Origin of the sequence: Flavobacterium lindanitolerans, assembly GCF_002846575.1 — a bacterium.
Lineage (GTDB): Bacteria > Bacteroidota > Bacteroidia > Flavobacteriales > Flavobacteriaceae > Flavobacterium > Flavobacterium lindanitolerans.
In genome coordinates this window covers 326,340-341,379 of sequence record NZ_PJND01000008.1, presented here as the reverse complement: position 1 = coordinate 341,379, position 15,040 = coordinate 326,340, and the positions used below count along the sequence as shown (strand labels likewise).

16 protein-coding genes are annotated in these 15,040 nt (G+C 37.7%); 12 read left to right on the top strand and 4 right to left on the bottom strand.

What is annotated here, in order from left to right:
• The first annotated feature begins 55 nt into the window (after positions 1-55).
• On the top strand, positions 56-874 hold the full coding sequence (gene folP, locus B0G92_RS11415) for a dihydropteroate synthase (RefSeq protein ID WP_101472471.1): 819 nt from the start codon (positions 56-58) through the stop codon (positions 872-874).
• A gap of 231 nt (positions 875-1,105) precedes the next feature.
• On the opposite strand, the gene rlmH is transcribed toward folP, so the two are convergent.
• A complete protein-coding gene (rlmH, locus tag B0G92_RS11410) occupies positions 1,106-1,579 on the bottom strand; it encodes a 23S rRNA (pseudouridine(1915)-N(3))-methyltransferase RlmH (RefSeq protein ID WP_056065771.1) in 474 nt (157 codons plus the stop codon).
• 171 nt (positions 1,580-1,750) lie between these two features.
• On the opposite strand from rlmH, the gene nadC reads away from it, so the two are divergent.
• From nadC to priA, 3 genes are all read left to right on the top strand, one after another.
• Positions 1,751-2,608 (top strand): carboxylating nicotinate-nucleotide diphosphorylase, encoded by an 858-nt coding sequence (gene nadC / locus B0G92_RS11405; protein ID WP_101472285.1) that lies wholly within the window; start codon positions 1,751-1,753, stop codon positions 2,606-2,608.
• Between the two features lie 10 nt (positions 2,609-2,618).
• The gene (locus B0G92_RS11400; protein WP_056065778.1) at positions 2,619-3,542 is read left to right on the top strand and encodes a YihY/virulence factor BrkB family protein; all 924 of its coding nucleotides are present in this window, start codon (positions 2,619-2,621) and stop codon (positions 3,540-3,542) included.
• A 397-nt stretch (positions 3,543-3,939) separates the two neighbouring features.
• The gene (gene priA, locus B0G92_RS11395) at positions 3,940-6,393 is read left to right on the top strand and encodes a replication restart helicase PriA (RefSeq protein WP_101472284.1); all 2,454 of its coding nucleotides are present in this window, start codon (positions 3,940-3,942) and stop codon (positions 6,391-6,393) included.
• Here the strand turns inward: priA and B0G92_RS11390 are convergent.
• Positions 6,390-7,085 (bottom strand): LytR/AlgR family response regulator transcription factor, encoded by a 696-nt coding sequence (locus B0G92_RS11390; RefSeq protein WP_056065783.1) that lies wholly within the window; start codon positions 7,083-7,085, stop codon positions 6,390-6,392. The two genes, priA and B0G92_RS11390, sit on opposite strands and share 4 nt — an antisense overlap.
• Before the next feature lie 174 nt (positions 7,086-7,259).
• On the opposite strand from B0G92_RS11390, the gene rpsF reads away from it, so the two are divergent.
• The 5 genes from rpsF to ligA all read left to right on the top strand — a co-directional run bounded on the left by rpsF (position 7,260) and on the right by ligA (position 11,088).
• Positions 7,260-7,601 carry a 30S ribosomal protein S6 gene (rpsF, locus tag B0G92_RS11385; RefSeq protein WP_056065785.1) on the top strand — a complete coding sequence of 114 codons (342 nt, stop codon included), beginning with the start codon at positions 7,260-7,262 and terminating at the stop codon, positions 7,599-7,601.
• A gap of 5 nt (positions 7,602-7,606) precedes the next feature.
• Complete coding sequence (gene rpsR / locus B0G92_RS11380; protein ID WP_020211613.1) at positions 7,607-7,903, top strand: 30S ribosomal protein S18; 297 nt, start codon at positions 7,607-7,609, stop codon at positions 7,901-7,903.
• 59 nt (positions 7,904-7,962) lie between these two features.
• Entirely contained in the window at positions 7,963-8,403 is a 441-nt protein-coding gene (rplI, locus tag B0G92_RS11375) for a 50S ribosomal protein L9 (RefSeq protein WP_056065789.1), read from the top strand.
• A 139-nt stretch (positions 8,404-8,542) separates the two neighbouring features.
• Positions 8,543-9,019 carry a DUF6495 family protein gene (locus B0G92_RS11370; RefSeq protein WP_056065791.1) on the top strand — a complete coding sequence of 159 codons (477 nt, stop codon included), beginning with the start codon at positions 8,543-8,545 and terminating at the stop codon, positions 9,017-9,019.
• A 71-nt stretch (positions 9,020-9,090) separates the two neighbouring features.
• Positions 9,091-11,088: an NAD-dependent DNA ligase LigA gene (gene ligA / locus B0G92_RS11365; RefSeq protein WP_101472283.1), complete on the top strand. Its 1,998-nt coding sequence runs from the start codon at positions 9,091-9,093 to the stop codon at positions 11,086-11,088.
• 127 nt (positions 11,089-11,215) lie between these two features.
• Here ligA and B0G92_RS11360 read toward each other — a convergent pair whose 3' ends face one another.
• Positions 11,216-12,130, bottom strand: a complete 915-nt coding sequence (locus tag B0G92_RS11360) for a bifunctional metallophosphatase/5'-nucleotidase (RefSeq protein WP_101472282.1) — start codon at positions 12,128-12,130, stop codon at positions 11,216-11,218.
• 23 nt (positions 12,131-12,153) lie between these two features.
• A complete protein-coding gene (locus tag B0G92_RS11355; protein ID WP_056065801.1) occupies positions 12,154-12,933 on the bottom strand; it encodes a 5'-nucleotidase C-terminal domain-containing protein in 780 nt (259 codons plus the stop codon).
• A 49-nt stretch (positions 12,934-12,982) separates the two neighbouring features.
• Here B0G92_RS11355 and B0G92_RS11350 point away from each other — a divergent pair, with 49 nt between their 5' ends.
• Genes B0G92_RS11350 through B0G92_RS11340 form a run of 3 tightly spaced genes read left to right on the top strand, consistent with a single transcriptional unit; the run spans position 12,983 to position 14,916 of the window.
• Positions 12,983-13,501: a DUF6913 domain-containing protein gene (locus B0G92_RS11350; RefSeq protein ID WP_101472281.1), complete on the top strand. Its 519-nt coding sequence runs from the start codon at positions 12,983-12,985 to the stop codon at positions 13,499-13,501.
• A gap of 2 nt (positions 13,502-13,503) precedes the next feature.
• Positions 13,504-14,385 carry a 4-hydroxy-tetrahydrodipicolinate synthase gene (gene dapA, locus B0G92_RS11345; protein ID WP_101472280.1) on the top strand — a complete coding sequence of 294 codons (882 nt, stop codon included), beginning with the start codon at positions 13,504-13,506 and terminating at the stop codon, positions 14,383-14,385.
• A 21-nt stretch (positions 14,386-14,406) separates the two neighbouring features.
• The gene (locus B0G92_RS11340) at positions 14,407-14,916 is read left to right on the top strand and encodes a ferritin (protein WP_056065811.1); all 510 of its coding nucleotides are present in this window, start codon (positions 14,407-14,409) and stop codon (positions 14,914-14,916) included.
• The last annotated feature ends 124 nt before the right edge of the window (positions 14,917-15,040 follow it).

The following is a 15,040-nucleotide window of genomic DNA, read 5'->3' as shown; positions in this document are numbered from 1 at the left end:
TTGCAACAGACAATTTTCTAATCCAACAAAAAATATAAAGACGAGAACCAGTCAAATGAACTGTAAAGGAACGCTTATCGACCTCTCAACTCCCAAAGTAATGGGAATATTGAATATCACTCCCGATTCTTTTTATGATGGAGGAAAAAATGACAACGAACAGGCTATCATCGATAAAGTAAAACAGATGCTGGATGAAGGCGCTACTTTTATTGACATCGGAGCCTATTCCTCAAAACCCAATGCCGAATTTGTTTCTGAAGCGGAAGAATTAAACAGGCTTATTCCCATAATCGACCTGTTGGTAAAAGTTTTCCCGGAAATTATTATCTCTGTTGATACATTTCGAAGTGAAGTGGCCAAAAATGCCATCGAACATGGAGCGGCAATCATCAATGACATTGCTGCCGGAGGATTAGATGACAAAATGATGGAAACTGTAGCCAGATATAATGTGCCTTATATCATGATGCACATGCGTGGCAACCCAAAAACGATGCAAAGCCTTACGCAATATGATGACATCATTAAAGAAATGCTTTACTATTTTTCCGAAAAAGTAAACCACGCCCGAAGCCTTGGCATAAACGACATCATAATCGATCCCGGTTTTGGCTTTGCAAAAACCACTGAGCAGAATTTTGAAGTAATGAACAAACTTGAACTGTTTCAAATGCTTGAATTGCCAATCCTGTCAGGTATTTCCAGAAAATCCATGATATACAAAACATTAGGTACCACACCACAGGAATCCCTGAACGGAACCACAGTCCTCAATACAATTTCCCTACTCAAAGGCGCAAAGATTTTAAGAGTACACGATGTAAAAGAAGCCTTAGAAACAGTTATGCTCTGTCGAGCAGTTGATAATTAATAGTGGATAGTTTTTAGTTATTAGTGGGTTTAGATAAGAAGTGTTTGTTTTAGAGAATTTGGGATTTAAGATTTTTGATTTAAGATTTTAGAGAAAGCTGGTTCTATAAATAAATTTGTTTATACCGCAAGCCCAACTAAACACTATCCACTATCATCTATCCACTATCATCTATCCACTCCAACAACTATTCACTACAACAACTATCCACTAAAAACTATCAACTATCCACTATTGATGATGGTATGGCTCATTCCTCAAAATAGTAAAACCTCGATACAACTGCTCAATAAAAAACAAACGAACCATCTGGTGCGAAAACGTCATGGCAGATAACGAAATCTTTCCCTGAGCCTTAGCATAAACAGCCTCTGAAAAACCATAAGGGCCGCCAATAACAAAAACCAGGGTCTTGATGCCTGAGTTCATCTTCTTCTGCAATTCTTCAGAAAATCCGACGCTCGAAAAACTCTTACCATTTTCATCTAGCAACACAAGCTGGTCTGTGGCAGCCAATTTTGATAAAATCAATTCTCCTTCCTTTTCCTTTTGCTGCGCTTCCGAAAGATTCTTTACATTTTTGATATCCGGAATAATCTCCAGCTCAAACTTAATATAGAAAGACAAACGTTTTTGATAATCGTCAATCAGCGTTTGTAACGATTTATTGTCGGTTTTTCCAATGGCGATAAGCTTGATGTTCATTTTTTTCTAAGATTTTAGATGCTAAGTTTCTAAGTGTTGCACGGCAAAGATAAGCCTATCTCATCAGGAATTCAAAAAATAGAAAACCCGGTAAATTGTGGGCAATTAAATAAAGCAAACAGCATTCAAGTCTAAAGATTTTATTATTTTAGCTTCAATTAAAATGGCAAGATGATTTCAGAAGCACAGTTTCAAAACGAATTAAGACTAATCATAGAAAACGGAATACGCGAAGATGTAGGCGATGGCGACCATAGTTCACTAGCCTGTATTCCCGCAACAGCACAAGGAAAAGCCAAGCTTTTGGTAAAAGATGAAGGCATTATTGCCGGGGTGGAATTTGCTAAAATGATTTTCCAATATGTTGATAAAGGCCTGAAAGTAGAAACATTCATTCAGGACGGAACACCTGTAAAATATGGAGATGTTGTTTTTCATGTTAGCGGAAGCTCACAATCCATACTAAAATCAGAACGCCTGGTGTTAAACGCCATGCAGCGTATGTCTGCCATAGCAACCAAAACCCAATCCTTTGCCCGACTTTTGGAAGGAACCAAAACCAAAGTACTGGACACCAGAAAAACAACACCGGGTATTCGTGCTATTGAAAAGTGGGCTGTGAAAATAGGAGGAGGGGAAAACCACCGTTTTGCACTCTATGATATGGTCATGCTAAAAGATAACCATATCGATTTTGCCGGAGGAATTACCAAAGCCATCCAAAAGACAAACGACTATCTAAAGCAAAACAATCTGGATTTAAAAATAATAGTCGAAGCGAGAAACCTGGATGAAGTACGCGAAATCCTGCAATCGGATAATGTTTACAGAATACTGCTCGACAATTTCGATTATGATATGACCCGTACAGCCGTAGCATTAATCGGTGACCAATGCCAAACGGAATCCTCAGGAAATATCAATGAAAAGACAATCCGATACTATGCAGAATGTGGTGTCAATTATATTTCATCCGGGGCGTTGACGCATTCGGTCTATAATATGGATCTTAGCCTAAAAGCCATCTAAAACAAACAAGGTGACAAAGATAATAGAAGACAAGCTCGAAAAGATTCCCGTAATTCGTCCGTTAATGCATCTCACGCAGCGTATCAAGTTGCCGTGGCTGGAGGGATTGTCGCTTTACGACCTGCTCGAGCTCTATTTTATCGGAATTGCCAAAGGAGCCTTCTCCTATAGGGCGAGTGCGATTGCTTTTAGCTTTTTCATGGCGCTTTTTCCATTTGCGCTCTTTATCCTAAACCTGATTCCATACATTCCCATTGAAGGATTTCAAGCCGATTTCCTGAAATTTGTAGAAGAAAGCGTACCGCCCAATACCTATGAAGCCATCTACAAAATCATCAATGATATTTTAAATAATAGTTACCGCGGATTACTTTCCTCGGGTTTCCTGCTTTCTATCTTTTTGATGGCGAACGGTGTCAATGCCATTTTGGGAGGTTTTGAAATTTCAAGACATATTACCGTCACCCGTGGCTTTTTTCGTCAGTATGCCGTGGCTTTAGGTATAGCCATTATATTATCGTTCCTGTTAATTGTGACTGTTTCTTCTATTGTCGTTTTCGAATACATCATACAGCGTATGAAAAGCGAAGGTTTGTTTGAAAACATCAATTTTGTTAGCATTGGCCGTTTTGTATTCGTTGGATTAATGATTCTGACGGCAACCTCCATACTCTTTAAATTCGGAACCAAACAAACCCGGCGCCATTCCTTTTTTAGCATAGGTTCTGTCTTTACTACCATTTTAATTATACTGACTTCCTTTATCTTCGGGATTTATGTAGTGCGTTTTGCAAAATACAACGAACTATACGGCTCTATCGGAACACTATTAATCCTGATGATTTATATCTGGTTGAATTGTATGATTCTTTTGTTGGGCTTTGAATTAAATGGAGCGATTAATCGATTAAAGAGGAAGAATTTGTTTAATTGAGTTTTTGCTAAGGTTCTAAGTGGCTAAGGTGCTGAGTTTCTAAGTTTTGTTGCATTCGATATTAATATTCAGCGAAAATCCGCGTCATTGGTTTAATCCGCGTTCAATTTTAAAGGTTCTAAGCTACTGAGTTTCTAAGTTTTGTTTATTCTGATTTGAAAACCCGCGTAAATCCGCATTTAATTTTAAAAGGTTCTAAGGAGGGCAAGCTACTGAGGCTCTGGGTTTTGTTTATCCATATTTATAAATCCGCGAAAATCCGCGTCATCGATTTAATCCGCATTCAATTTAAAGATTCTAAGTGATTAATGTACTAAGGTTTTGTTCTGATTATAATTATTGAATATAAAACTATTCCGGCAAACCCTTATCTTTGTAAAAACCAAACAGCCTTTAAATGTATTTTGTAGAAGTCATTCTTCCTCTGTCTTTATCTAAAACTTTTACCTATAGGGTTTCAGAAGCAGAATACAATTACATTCAGAAAGGAATGCGTATTGCAGTGCCATTTGGCAAAAGCAAAGTGTATACGGCTTTGGCTATAGAATTGCATCAAAACGAACCTGCTCTATACGAAGCTAAAGAAATCCATCAGATTTTAGACGAAATTCCAGTCGTAACCGAAATCCAGATTACCCATTGGCAATGGATAGCTTCTTATTATATGTGTGCCATTGGCGATGTATATCGTGGTGCCATGCCTTCGGCTTTACTATTAGAAAGTGAAACCATCATATCGCAGAAAAAAGAAACCGAAGTTGACGAAACACAGCTTTCTGACGATGAGTTCCTTATTTATGAAGCCTTGCAACACCAAAGCTCTCTTAAAGTATTAGATATTGTAGCCTTATTAGGCAAGAAAAATGTTTTTCCGACAATCCAAAAACTCATTGATAAAAAAATATTGGCGGTTCAGGAAGAAGTAGTAGAGTTGTACAAGCCCAAACTTACTAAATATATCCGTCTGCATACAGATTACGTCGACGAACAGAATCTGATAGCCCTGATAGATAATCTGAATAAAAAGGCACAAAAGCAAAAAGAAATTCTATTGAGTTATTTTCAACTCAATGCTTCTCAACAAAAACCTGTTTCCGTAAAACAGCTTTTGGAGCATTCTCAGGCTACATCTGCTGTGGTAAAGGCATTGGTAGATAAAGCCATTTTTGAAGAATATTATATACAGGAAGACCGTGTTTCTTTTGATAAAAACCAAAAAGAAAATAACCTTCAGCTAAGTACAGCCCAACAAAAAGCATTCGATGAAATTTCAAACGCTTTTGAAGAGAAAGAAGTATGCCTGTTGCATGGCGTAACTTCCAGCGGTAAGACCGAAATTTATATTAGGCTGATAGAAAGCTATATTGTCTCGGGAAAACAAGTGTTATATCTTTTGCCGGAAATCGCGCTTACAACCCAATTGGTCGGACGATTGACGGCTCATTTCGGTAATCAGGTCGCCGTATTCCATTCCAAATACACTAATAACGAACGGGTAGAAGTATGGAAACAAGTATTGGAAAATTCTCCAAAAGCAAAGATTGTAATAGGAGCAAGGTCGGCACTGTTTCTGCCGTTCTATGACTTGGGACTTGTCATTATTGATGAAGAACACGAGCAGACGTTCAAACAATACGACCCGGCACCAAGATACCACGCCCGCGATGCGGCAATTGTTCTGGCAAACTATTTCAAATCCAAAGTGCTTTTAGGTTCTGCCACGCCAAGTCTGGAAACGTATTTTAATGCGTCCGGAGGCAAATACGGTTTGGTAGAAATTACCGAACGCTTTGGAAATGTAATGCTGCCGGAAATTGAATTGGTCGATCTTAAAGACAAATATTTCCGAAAAAGAATGAAAGGTCATTTTAGCGATACACTGCTCGAATACATGGCAGAAGCGTTGGCTTTAGGCGAACAGGTAATATTGTTCCAAAACCGTCGTGGCTATTCACCCGTTCTGGAATGTATGACCTGTGGTCACGTTCCTGAATGTCCGCAATGCGACGTGAGCCTGACCTATCATAAGCACAAAAACCAATTGCGATGCCATTATTGCGGCTATGCGATGGCAAAGCCTACGCATTGTCACAACTGCTCAAGCGTTGACCTTACTACCAAAGGATTTGGTACGGAACAGATAGAAATGGAGCTGGCCGGATTGTTTCCCAATAAAAAGACAGCCCGAATGGACCAGGATACTACCCGTGGCAAATACGGCTATGAAAAAATATTGGACAGTTTTAAGAACCGTGAAATCGATATTTTGGTAGGAACCCAAATGCTGGCCAAAGGTCTGGACTTTGATAATGTTTCCCTGGTAGGTATTATGAATGCCGATAATATGTTGTACCATCCTGATTTTCGTGCTTTTGAAAGAAGCTACCAGATGATGACACAGGTTTCAGGCAGGGCAGGGCGTTCCGGGAAAAGAGGGAAGGTCATTATTCAGACCTACAACCCGAACCATAACACAATCCAGCAGGTTACCAACAATGATTATATGGGGATGTACAAAGAACAATTGTATGACCGGCATATTTTTAAATATCCGCCTTATTTCCGACTCATCAAGATTACACTCAAACACCGTGATTTTGAAAAACTAAAAGACGGTTCCATGTGGCTGTATCAGGTCATGAGCCAGAATCTCTACCTGCCGGTATTAGGGCCTGAAGAACCGGCTATAGGCAGAATCAGGAATGAGTACATACGCACCATCCTAATCAAGATTCCCCAAAACCAGCCATTAGGAAGCACAAAAAAAACTATCCAGAAAATACTGAATAGTTTTGAAACGGTATCGCAATACAGACCGATTAAAGTGGCCGTAAATGTTGATTTCTATTAAGCCGAAGCCAAAGCTTTCACCAAATCCTCTTTTTTATTTCTGCTCAAAGGAATTTTGGTCACACCAATCTCGGCAAACTTGCTGTTGAATTTATCTACCTTGTCAATATTAATGATAAACGATTTATGAACACGGATAAAGCGTTCTTTTGACAAATCGTTTTCAAATGACTTCATAGTCGATAATACAAGGTGGTTCTCGTCTTCAGTGACTACTTTAACATAATCGCCATAAGCTTCAATCCATTTGATTTTAGAAGTAAAGATTTTTAATTTTTTCAGGTTACTCTTGATGAAAATGTGTTCGCTGTCTTCATCAATATTTTCTTTACGAAGCAGATAAAGGTCCATGGCTCTTTTTACCGCAGCATTGAAACGCTGGGGTGAAATAGGCTTCTGAAGGTAATCTGTTGCATCATAATCAAATGCTTTGACGGCATATTCTGCTTTTGAGGTAATAAAGATAATCTGTGGTTTTACTTTTAATCCGTCAAGCAAATCAAATCCATTAATGACAGGCATTTCAATATCTAAAAAAATAAGGTCCACTTCTTTATTGGTAAGACAATTTTTAGTTTCAATGGCATTGGAAAAATCGCCCACCAAGTTCAGGTTTGGATGATTTGCAACCAATTTGGTTACTGTCATTCTCTGTATGGCACTGTCATCTACTACAACACAATTCAATTTCATAATAAATCAGAATTTATAGATTGGGTACGATAAATGTAGAACAATTTTTTTATTAAAAAACAATATTTTCCGCATTTTTTTGTAATTCATCGAATATAATTGGATTTCGCTTGTGCATTAAAAATAAATAGTTACTTTTGCACCCAATTTTATAACAAATAAAATCATTGTATTATGAATCACTATGAAACTGTTTTCATCTTGAATCCCGTTTTATCTGAAGTACAGGTAAAGGAAACAGTAAGCAAATTCGAAGATTTTCTTACTTCCAGAGGTGCAGAGATGGTATCAAAAGAGGATTGGGGCCTAAAAAAGATGGCTTACGAAATCCAACACAAAAAAAGTGGCTTTTACCACCTGTTTGAATTCAAAGTAGCTCCTGAAGTATTAATTGCTTTCGAAACTGAATTCAGACGTGACGAAAGAGTAATGCGTTTCTTGACTGTAAGTCTTGACAAACATGCAATTTCTTGGGCAGAAAGAAGAAGAGAAAAACTAAAAGCATCTAAAGCGTAATTATTATGTCTACGATTGAACAATCAGCAAAAGGAAAAAAAGACGGAGATATCAGATATCTTACGCCTTTAAATATTGAAACAAACAAAACTAAGAAGTATTGCCGTTTCAAAAAATCAGGTATCAAATATGTTGATTACAAAGATCCTGATTTCTTATTGAAATTCGTTAACGAGCAAGGGAAAATCCTTCCACGTCGTTTAACAGGAACTTCATTGAAATACCAAAGAAAAGTGTCTGTAGCTGTTAAAAGAGCAAGACATTTAGCTTTAATGCCATACGTGGCCGATTTATTAAAATAGTAAAAACAAAGTTGTTGGTTTCACAGTGAAACCTAACTTCTACAAATAAGGACAACAACATGGAACTTATATTAAAAAAAGACGTTCAAAATTTAGGTTTTAAAGATGATATCGTAACTGTAAAAAACGGATACGGACGTAACTACTTAATCCCACAAGGATTCGCTCACATGGCAACTCCTTCTGCGAAAAAAGTATTGGCTGAAAACCTAAGACAAAAAGCGCACAAAGAAGCTAAAATTGTTGAAGATGCTAAGAAATTGGCTGAAGCACTTAAAGCTCTTGAAATCAAAATTTCAGCTAAAGCTGGTGGTGAAAAACTTTTCGGTTCTATCACTAACATCGATATCGCTGAAGCTTTGGAGAAGCAAGGTCAATCAATCGACAGAAAATTCATCACTTCTGGAATCGTTAAGCGTACTGGTAAATACAATGCGACTGTAAGATTACACAGAGAGGTTATTGTTGATTTGCCTTACGAAATCGTAGCTGAAAAATAATATTTTCAATACTGAAATATAAAAGTCCCGATGAAAGTCGGGATTTTTTTTTAAATTATAGAAAAGCTTTAAGCAATAAGCCGTAAGTATTACGCTTGTGGGAGCTTATAGCTTAAAGCCTATAGCTTACAGCAAAATAATGAAATACAAAAGATTAACAAAAGAACAGTTTGAAGCGCTCCATATGGAATTTGCCAATTTTTTGGCAACGCAGTCAATCGATAAGAAGGAATGGGATGCCATCAAGGCTGAAAAACCGGAAGTTGCCGAGCAGGAATTGGATGTGTTTTCTGATTTGATTTGGGAAGGCGTTTTGACAGGAGCCCATTATTTGGAACATTTTTCTAAAAGCTATATCTTTCTTTTCCATTGTCAGGAAAAAGTAATCAAGTCAATCGTACTCAAAGCGCTTATTCCGGAAGTCGATTTTATGACCCGTGAAGGATTGCAGTGGTTGAGTGACAATATGTTTACAGAAACGGTAGAGATTAAGATAGGGCAGAAAGAATATGAAGAGGAACGGAACGATGCTATTTTTAACCTGATACAGCAAGGAGCTATCCTAAGTGACGGCCAATTGTATTTGCAGGTCAACGGCATAATTCAATCGTCATAAAATCGTATTATTTATTGGAAATTGGTTATTTTAGTGCTCTGTTTACAGAACTAAACTAGCCAATTTTTTTTATGGATATTCAGAGTACCATCCAATCATTGCGGGAAGAACTAAATCAGCATAATTACAATTATTATGTTTTGGACAATCCTACAATCTCAGATTATGATTTTGATACAAAACTGAAAGAGCTGCAGGAGCTTGAAAGCAAACACCCTGAGTTTTTTGATGAAAATTCCCCAACACAGCGTGTAGGAGGGATGATTACCAAAAACTTTGAAACCATTACCCATAAAAACCGAATGTATTCTTTGGATAACTCCTATTCAAAAGAAGACGTTTTGGATTGGGAAAAAAGAATCCAAAAAATATTAGGAGATGTGCCGCTGGAATATACCTGTGAATTGAAATATGACGGAGCTTCTATTTCAATTACCTATGAGCACGGAAAATTAAAACGGGCCGTAACACGGGGAGACGGATTTCAGGGCGATGATGTAACCAATAACGTCAAAACAATCAAATCGGTTCCATTACAGTTAAAAGGCGATTATCCGGATAGTTTTGAAATACGCGGTGAAATTATTTTGCCGTTGGAAGGTTTTGCCAAAATGAATCAGGAATTGATAGAGATTGGTGAAACCCCCTATTCAAACCCAAGAAATACTGCATCTGGTAGTTTGAAGTTACAGGATAGTTCTGAAGTGGCGAAACGTCCGTTGGATTGCCTCCTGTATACTTTTATTGGTAATGATGTTAAATTCTCAACCCATTTTGAAAGCCTTGAAAAAGCCAGAAGTTTTGGGTTTAAAGTGCCTAAAGAAGCCAGGTTGGTAAAAAGTATTGAGGAAGTTTTTGACTTTATCGATTACTGGAACATCCACCGTCATGAATTGCCTTATGAAACCGATGGCGTAGTTGTAAAAGTAAATAACCTGCATTATCAGGAAGAATTAGGCTATACTTCCAAATCACCGCGTTGGGCGATTGCTTATAAATTTAAGGCAGAGCAGGTTTCTACACACCTGAATTCCATTTCTTACCAGGTAGGGCGTACCGGAGCGATTACGCCGGTTGCCAATCTCGAGCCGGTACAATTGGCGGGAACCATTGTAAAACGAGCCTCATTGCATAATGCAGACCAGATTGAAAAACTTGACATCCGTGTTGGTGATGAAGTTTTTGTAGAAAAAGGGGGCGAAATTATTCCGAAAATTATAGGTGTAGACTTTACAAAACGCTCTTTAGATTTACTGCCAACAGTTTATATTACAAACTGTCCGGAATGCCAGACAGAGTTAATCCGTAAAGAAGGCGAAGCCCAGCATTATTGCCCGAACTTTTACGGATGCCCACCACAAATTATAGGCAGAATCCAGCATTATATTTCCAGAAAGGCAATGGATATTGAAGGACTTGGCGGAGAAACGGTAGCCTTGTTATTTAACAACAATCTGGTACAGAATTACGCTGACTTGTATGACCTTACCGTCGAGCAGGTAATTCCTCTGGAAAGAATGGCGCAGAAATCAGCAGAAAATCTCGTCAACGGAATCGAAAAATCCAAAGAAGTTCCTTTTGAAAGAGTCCTGTTTGCTTTAGGAATCCGCTATGTAGGCGAAACCGTTGCAAAAAAATTAGCAAAACACTACCAAAATATCGATAACCTAAGTAATGCCAGCCTGATGGATTTGATTTTGGTAGATGAAATTGGCGAACGTATAGCGCAAAGCGTCATTGAATTTTTTGAAAATCCGGAAAACCGAATTATCATCCAGAGATTACGTGATTATGGCGTTCAGCTCGAATCCAAAACCGTATTTAATCCGGATGCAACAGATAAACTGGCAGGAAAAACCTTTGTGATTTCGGGAGTATTTGAAAAATTCTCACGCGATGACCTGAAGAAATCCATTGAAGATAACGGAGGGAAAGTAGGAAGCTCTATTTCTGCCAAAACAGACTATGTAGTAGCCGGCGATAATATGGGGCCAGCCAAACTGGAAAAAGCCAATAAACTGAATATCCCGATTATCTCAGAAGATGATTTTATCGCAATGTTAGGATAGCTAAATGCCAACCTGACAAATCCATATAAAGACAAAAAAGCCATTAAAATGAAAATTTTAATGGCTTTTTTAATCCGCGTATATCCGCGAAACCAGCGTATATCCGCGTTCAAAATAAAACCAAAGATTAAACTACAATAGTTCTTCCACTATGGATCTTATTTTTATCCGTATCAAAATAAAAATCGATTCTTCCTAAATTAATACCATAGCAACCTACCTGATTCACCAATGTATCAATCCAGTCCAGATTTTTTACAATGGTAGGTTTGTCAAGAAAAGTATGTGTATGTCCGCCAATAATCAGGTCAATATCTCTTGTTGCGGCGGCTAATTTTAAATCTGAAATTTTATCCGGGTCGTTTTTGTAAGCATATCCAATATGCGAAAGGCAAATGATAAGGTCGCATTTCTCCTGTGTTTTCAGGATTCGCGTCATTTCCTGCGATACAGAAACCGGGTCATTATAAACTGTTTCTTTATAATTCTTCTTGTCTACCAATCCGTCTAATTCAACACCCAATCCAAAAACACCAATCTTGATGCCATCCTTGATAAAAATCTTATAAGGCTTCACAATGCCATCCAGAACAGTGTTTTTAAAATCATAATTGGCACTCACGAAATCAAACTTTGCATTGTGCAATTGCGAATAGAAACCGTCAATCCCGTTGTCGAAATCATGATTTCCCATAGTGGCAAGGTCATATTTCATCATGCTCATCAGCTTAAATTCCAATTCGCCGCCATAATAGTTGAAGTAAGGAGTTCCCTGAAATATATCACCGGCATCCAAAAGCAAAACATTTGGATTTTCCCTGCGAATGCTTTCAATCAGGCTGGCCCGTCTGGAAACACCGCCCATATTAGGATTTTTGGCGTCTGTTGGTGGAAACGGGTCGATATGGCTGTGAACATCGTTGGTATGCAGTATGGTGATATGCTTTTTGTTAAGTGTGTTAAAACTGCTTAATGATAATCCGCCAACAGTCAGTAAAGCCGAACCTGCTACCGTTTTCTGTATAAAATCTCTTCTTTTCATTTTGTGTCTTTTAGGCTTTCTGATTACTCAACAATAATCCTTTTGTTTCGCGGTACCGGAATCGTGTCTGTTTCTTTAAAATAATCAATCCAAACGTTGCGGAGCTTATAATCTAATGAAGTCATGGTTCCTTTTTTGAAGAAATTCATGCTGTCACCACCATTATATAAATAATCGTTTGTCGCCACATAATAGGTTTTGTTGATGTCCAGAGGCTTTCCCTGTATCGTAATGCTTTTATAGGAAGAAGCATCTTTGTTTAACACGATTTCCATGCCTGCAAGCGGGTGCGGCTTTTTTTCAGAAATCAGATAATTCACCATTTCTACAATCTGTTGGCCTTTTAAGGCAACGACAACCAATTCGTTTTCAAAAGGCATCAGTTCGAATGCAGTACGGGTAGTCACATTTCCTTTGGAAATCATGCTTCGGATACCGCCATGATTCAGCAGGCAGATATCCACCGGTTTGTTTTCTCTCTTCAGAAATAATTTGTTAGCGGTTGCAAGCGTTATGTCTGCCTGTAAGCTGCCAATAGTTGTTTGCCATTCACCTTTACTTTTGTCCATTGTTTCCGGGGCATAGGCAAGAATCTGATTCATGTCCTTATCAATATTTTCGCGGTAAGGCTTTATAAATTCCTCGATAGCAGGAGTTTGTGGGTTGGTGTTCGTAATGCCAATCTGCTTGCCTTCAATTTTGGAAACATACGGCTTTTGGGTAGCGCAGGAAATTACCAGAAATAATGTTAGAATTGAAACAAATTGTGTCAGAGCAGCGTTATAGTTTTTTTGTTTTAGCATCTGAAATACGGCTTATTTAATTAAATTTGTAATCACAAGTAAAAGTACTATGTTTTTAAATTTTTTCAAGAACTTTTCTGCAAAAAGAACATTAAAAAATAGTTCCCTGCACGTAAAGGGAAACCCGTCTGACGAAACGATAACAACGGTCGGATTGTTAATTGACAAGACTTATTTTGAAGATAAGGTCAACCTGATTGAAGAGCTTTTAGCCAACGGAATCAAAAGAGAGAATATCCAGATATTGTTATATAAAGACCGTTTTAAGAAAAAAGAAACCGTAAATTATCCGAGCTTTAGCCATAAAGATTTAAGCTGGAAAGGAACGCTGGACAATAAAAATGTAAAAGAGTTTACCGATAAGGAGTTCGATATGCTGATCAGCTATTATGATACAGAAAAAGCACCTTTGATGATTACGACTTTTAAGTCAAAAGCTAATTTTAAAGTTGGATTTTCAACGATTGACAAGAGGCTAAACCATTTTATGATTAATACCAATGCAGAAAACTACAAGGTTTTTGTTTTCGAACTATTCAAATATTTAAAAATACTAAATAAAATATAATTATGCAGTCACTTATAGGAACAGGCGTAGCGCTTGTCACACCTTTCAAAAAAGATTTTTCTGTTGATGTCGAGGCTCTAAAAAGAATTGTAAACTATCAAATCGATAATGGAATTGATTATATGGTAGTTTTAGGAACAACCGGTGAGCCGGCAACCATGAATAAGGAAGAAAAAGAATTGGTTATTAAAACCGTAAAAGAAACCAATAACGGCAGATTGCCGTTGGTTTTGGGTGTTGGAGGAAATAATACTGCAGAAGTTGTTGAAGAGCTAAAAACCAGAGATTTTACAGGTTTTACGGCTGTGCTTTCTGTTTCGCCATATTATAACAAGCCAACCCAGGAAGGTATCTATCAGCATTTCAAAGCCATTGCAGAAGCTTCACCGCTTCCTGTTATCCTGTATAATGTTCCGGGGAGAACGGGAAGTAATATGCTGCCGTCAACCGTAATCCGTTTGGCAAATGATTTTAAAAATGTTGTGGCGATAAAAGAAGCTGCCGGTGATATTGTTCAGGCAATGAAACTGATTCAGGGCAAACCAAAAGATTTTCTGGTAATTTCGGGTGATGATATGGTAACACTTCCAATGGTTTTAGCCGGAGGTGCAGGGGTAATCTCGGTAATTGCTGAAGGATTTCCGAAACAGTTTTCTAAAATGGTGCGTTTAGGATTGGAGCGAAAAGTAGATGAGGCTTACGAACTTCACTACCAGATTGCTGATTCAATCGACATGATTTTCGAGCAGGGAAATCCTGCGGGTGTTAAAGAAATCTTTAAAGTTTTGGGATTGTCAGAAAATACAGTACGTTTGCCATTAGTGAATGTTAACGAAGATTTAGCAGGAAGAATAGAGCAATTTGTTAAGAAAACAGTACTTTAGTTATTTTAAAACCTACAGATTATGTTATCAAAATCAATAGAAGAAGCATTAAACCGTCAGATTAAGGTAGAAGGAGACTCATCACAAGTTTATCTGGCTATGGCATCCTGGGCAGAAGTTCAGGGATTTGAAGGAATATCGACTTTCATGTTTGCACAGTCCGAAGAGGAAAGAATGCACATGCTGAAATTGGTAAAATATATCAACCAAAGAGGTGGACAGGCTAAAATATCTGCCATAGTAGAGCCGGTACTTGATTTGTCAAGCTATAAGGTTCTTTTCAAACAGTTGTTGGAACACGAAATCAAAGTTTCTGAAAGTATCAATGACCTTGTAGGCATAGCACTGGATGAAAGAGATTATGCTACCCATAACTTTTTACAATGGTATGTGGCAGAGCAAATTGAAGAAGAAGCAAATGCACGTTACATTTTAGATAAAATCAATCTGATTGGTGATGATAAGGGAGGACTTTATTTGTTCGACAATGAAATGAAGAACTTCACAAGTCCAATCACAACCGGAAAATAAATACGGAATTTAATCGTTAGAAAGGTGTCATAATTTATTTGGCATCTTTTTTATTTTTAACTCTTTCAAGGGGCTTGAAAAAATGTTTTTTTAATCTATAATTAATAACTAAATTTGCGGTTGA

What these genes read in the sequence shown, in the direction of transcription:
- B0G92_RS11340 (WP_056065811.1), top strand. Translation starts at nt 14,407, where the DNA reads ATGTTATCAAAATCAATAGAAGAAGCATTAAACCGTCAGATTAAGGTA.
- rpsR (WP_020211613.1), top strand. Translation starts at nt 7,607, where the DNA reads ATGTCTACGATTGAACAATCAGCAAAAGGAAAAAAAGACGGAGATATC.
- B0G92_RS11360 (WP_101472282.1), bottom strand. Translation starts at nt 12,130, where the DNA reads ATGAAAAGAAGAGATTTTATACAGAAAACGGTAGCAGGTTCGGCTTTA.
- B0G92_RS11370 (WP_056065791.1), top strand. Translation starts at nt 8,543, where the DNA reads ATGAAATACAAAAGATTAACAAAAGAACAGTTTGAAGCGCTCCATATG.
- priA (WP_101472284.1), top strand. Translation starts at nt 3,940, where the DNA reads ATGTATTTTGTAGAAGTCATTCTTCCTCTGTCTTTATCTAAAACTTTT.
- B0G92_RS11350 (WP_101472281.1), top strand. Translation starts at nt 12,983, where the DNA reads ATGTTTTTAAATTTTTTCAAGAACTTTTCTGCAAAAAGAACATTAAAA.
- rplI (WP_056065789.1), top strand. Translation starts at nt 7,963, where the DNA reads ATGGAACTTATATTAAAAAAAGACGTTCAAAATTTAGGTTTTAAAGAT.
- ligA (WP_101472283.1), top strand. Translation starts at nt 9,091, where the DNA reads ATGGATATTCAGAGTACCATCCAATCATTGCGGGAAGAACTAAATCAG.
- dapA (WP_101472280.1), top strand. Translation starts at nt 13,504, where the DNA reads ATGCAGTCACTTATAGGAACAGGCGTAGCGCTTGTCACACCTTTCAAA.
- B0G92_RS11390 (WP_056065783.1), bottom strand. Translation starts at nt 7,085, where the DNA reads ATGAAATTGAATTGTGTTGTAGTAGATGACAGTGCCATACAGAGAATG.
- B0G92_RS11355 (WP_056065801.1), bottom strand. Translation starts at nt 12,933, where the DNA reads ATGCTAAAACAAAAAAACTATAACGCTGCTCTGACACAATTTGTTTCA.
- nadC (WP_101472285.1), top strand. Translation starts at nt 1,751, where the DNA reads ATGATTTCAGAAGCACAGTTTCAAAACGAATTAAGACTAATCATAGAA.
- folP (WP_101472471.1), top strand. Translation starts at nt 56, where the DNA reads ATGAACTGTAAAGGAACGCTTATCGACCTCTCAACTCCCAAAGTAATG.
- rlmH (WP_056065771.1), bottom strand. Translation starts at nt 1,579, where the DNA reads ATGAACATCAAGCTTATCGCCATTGGAAAAACCGACAATAAATCGTTA.
- rpsF (WP_056065785.1), top strand. Translation starts at nt 7,260, where the DNA reads ATGAATCACTATGAAACTGTTTTCATCTTGAATCCCGTTTTATCTGAA.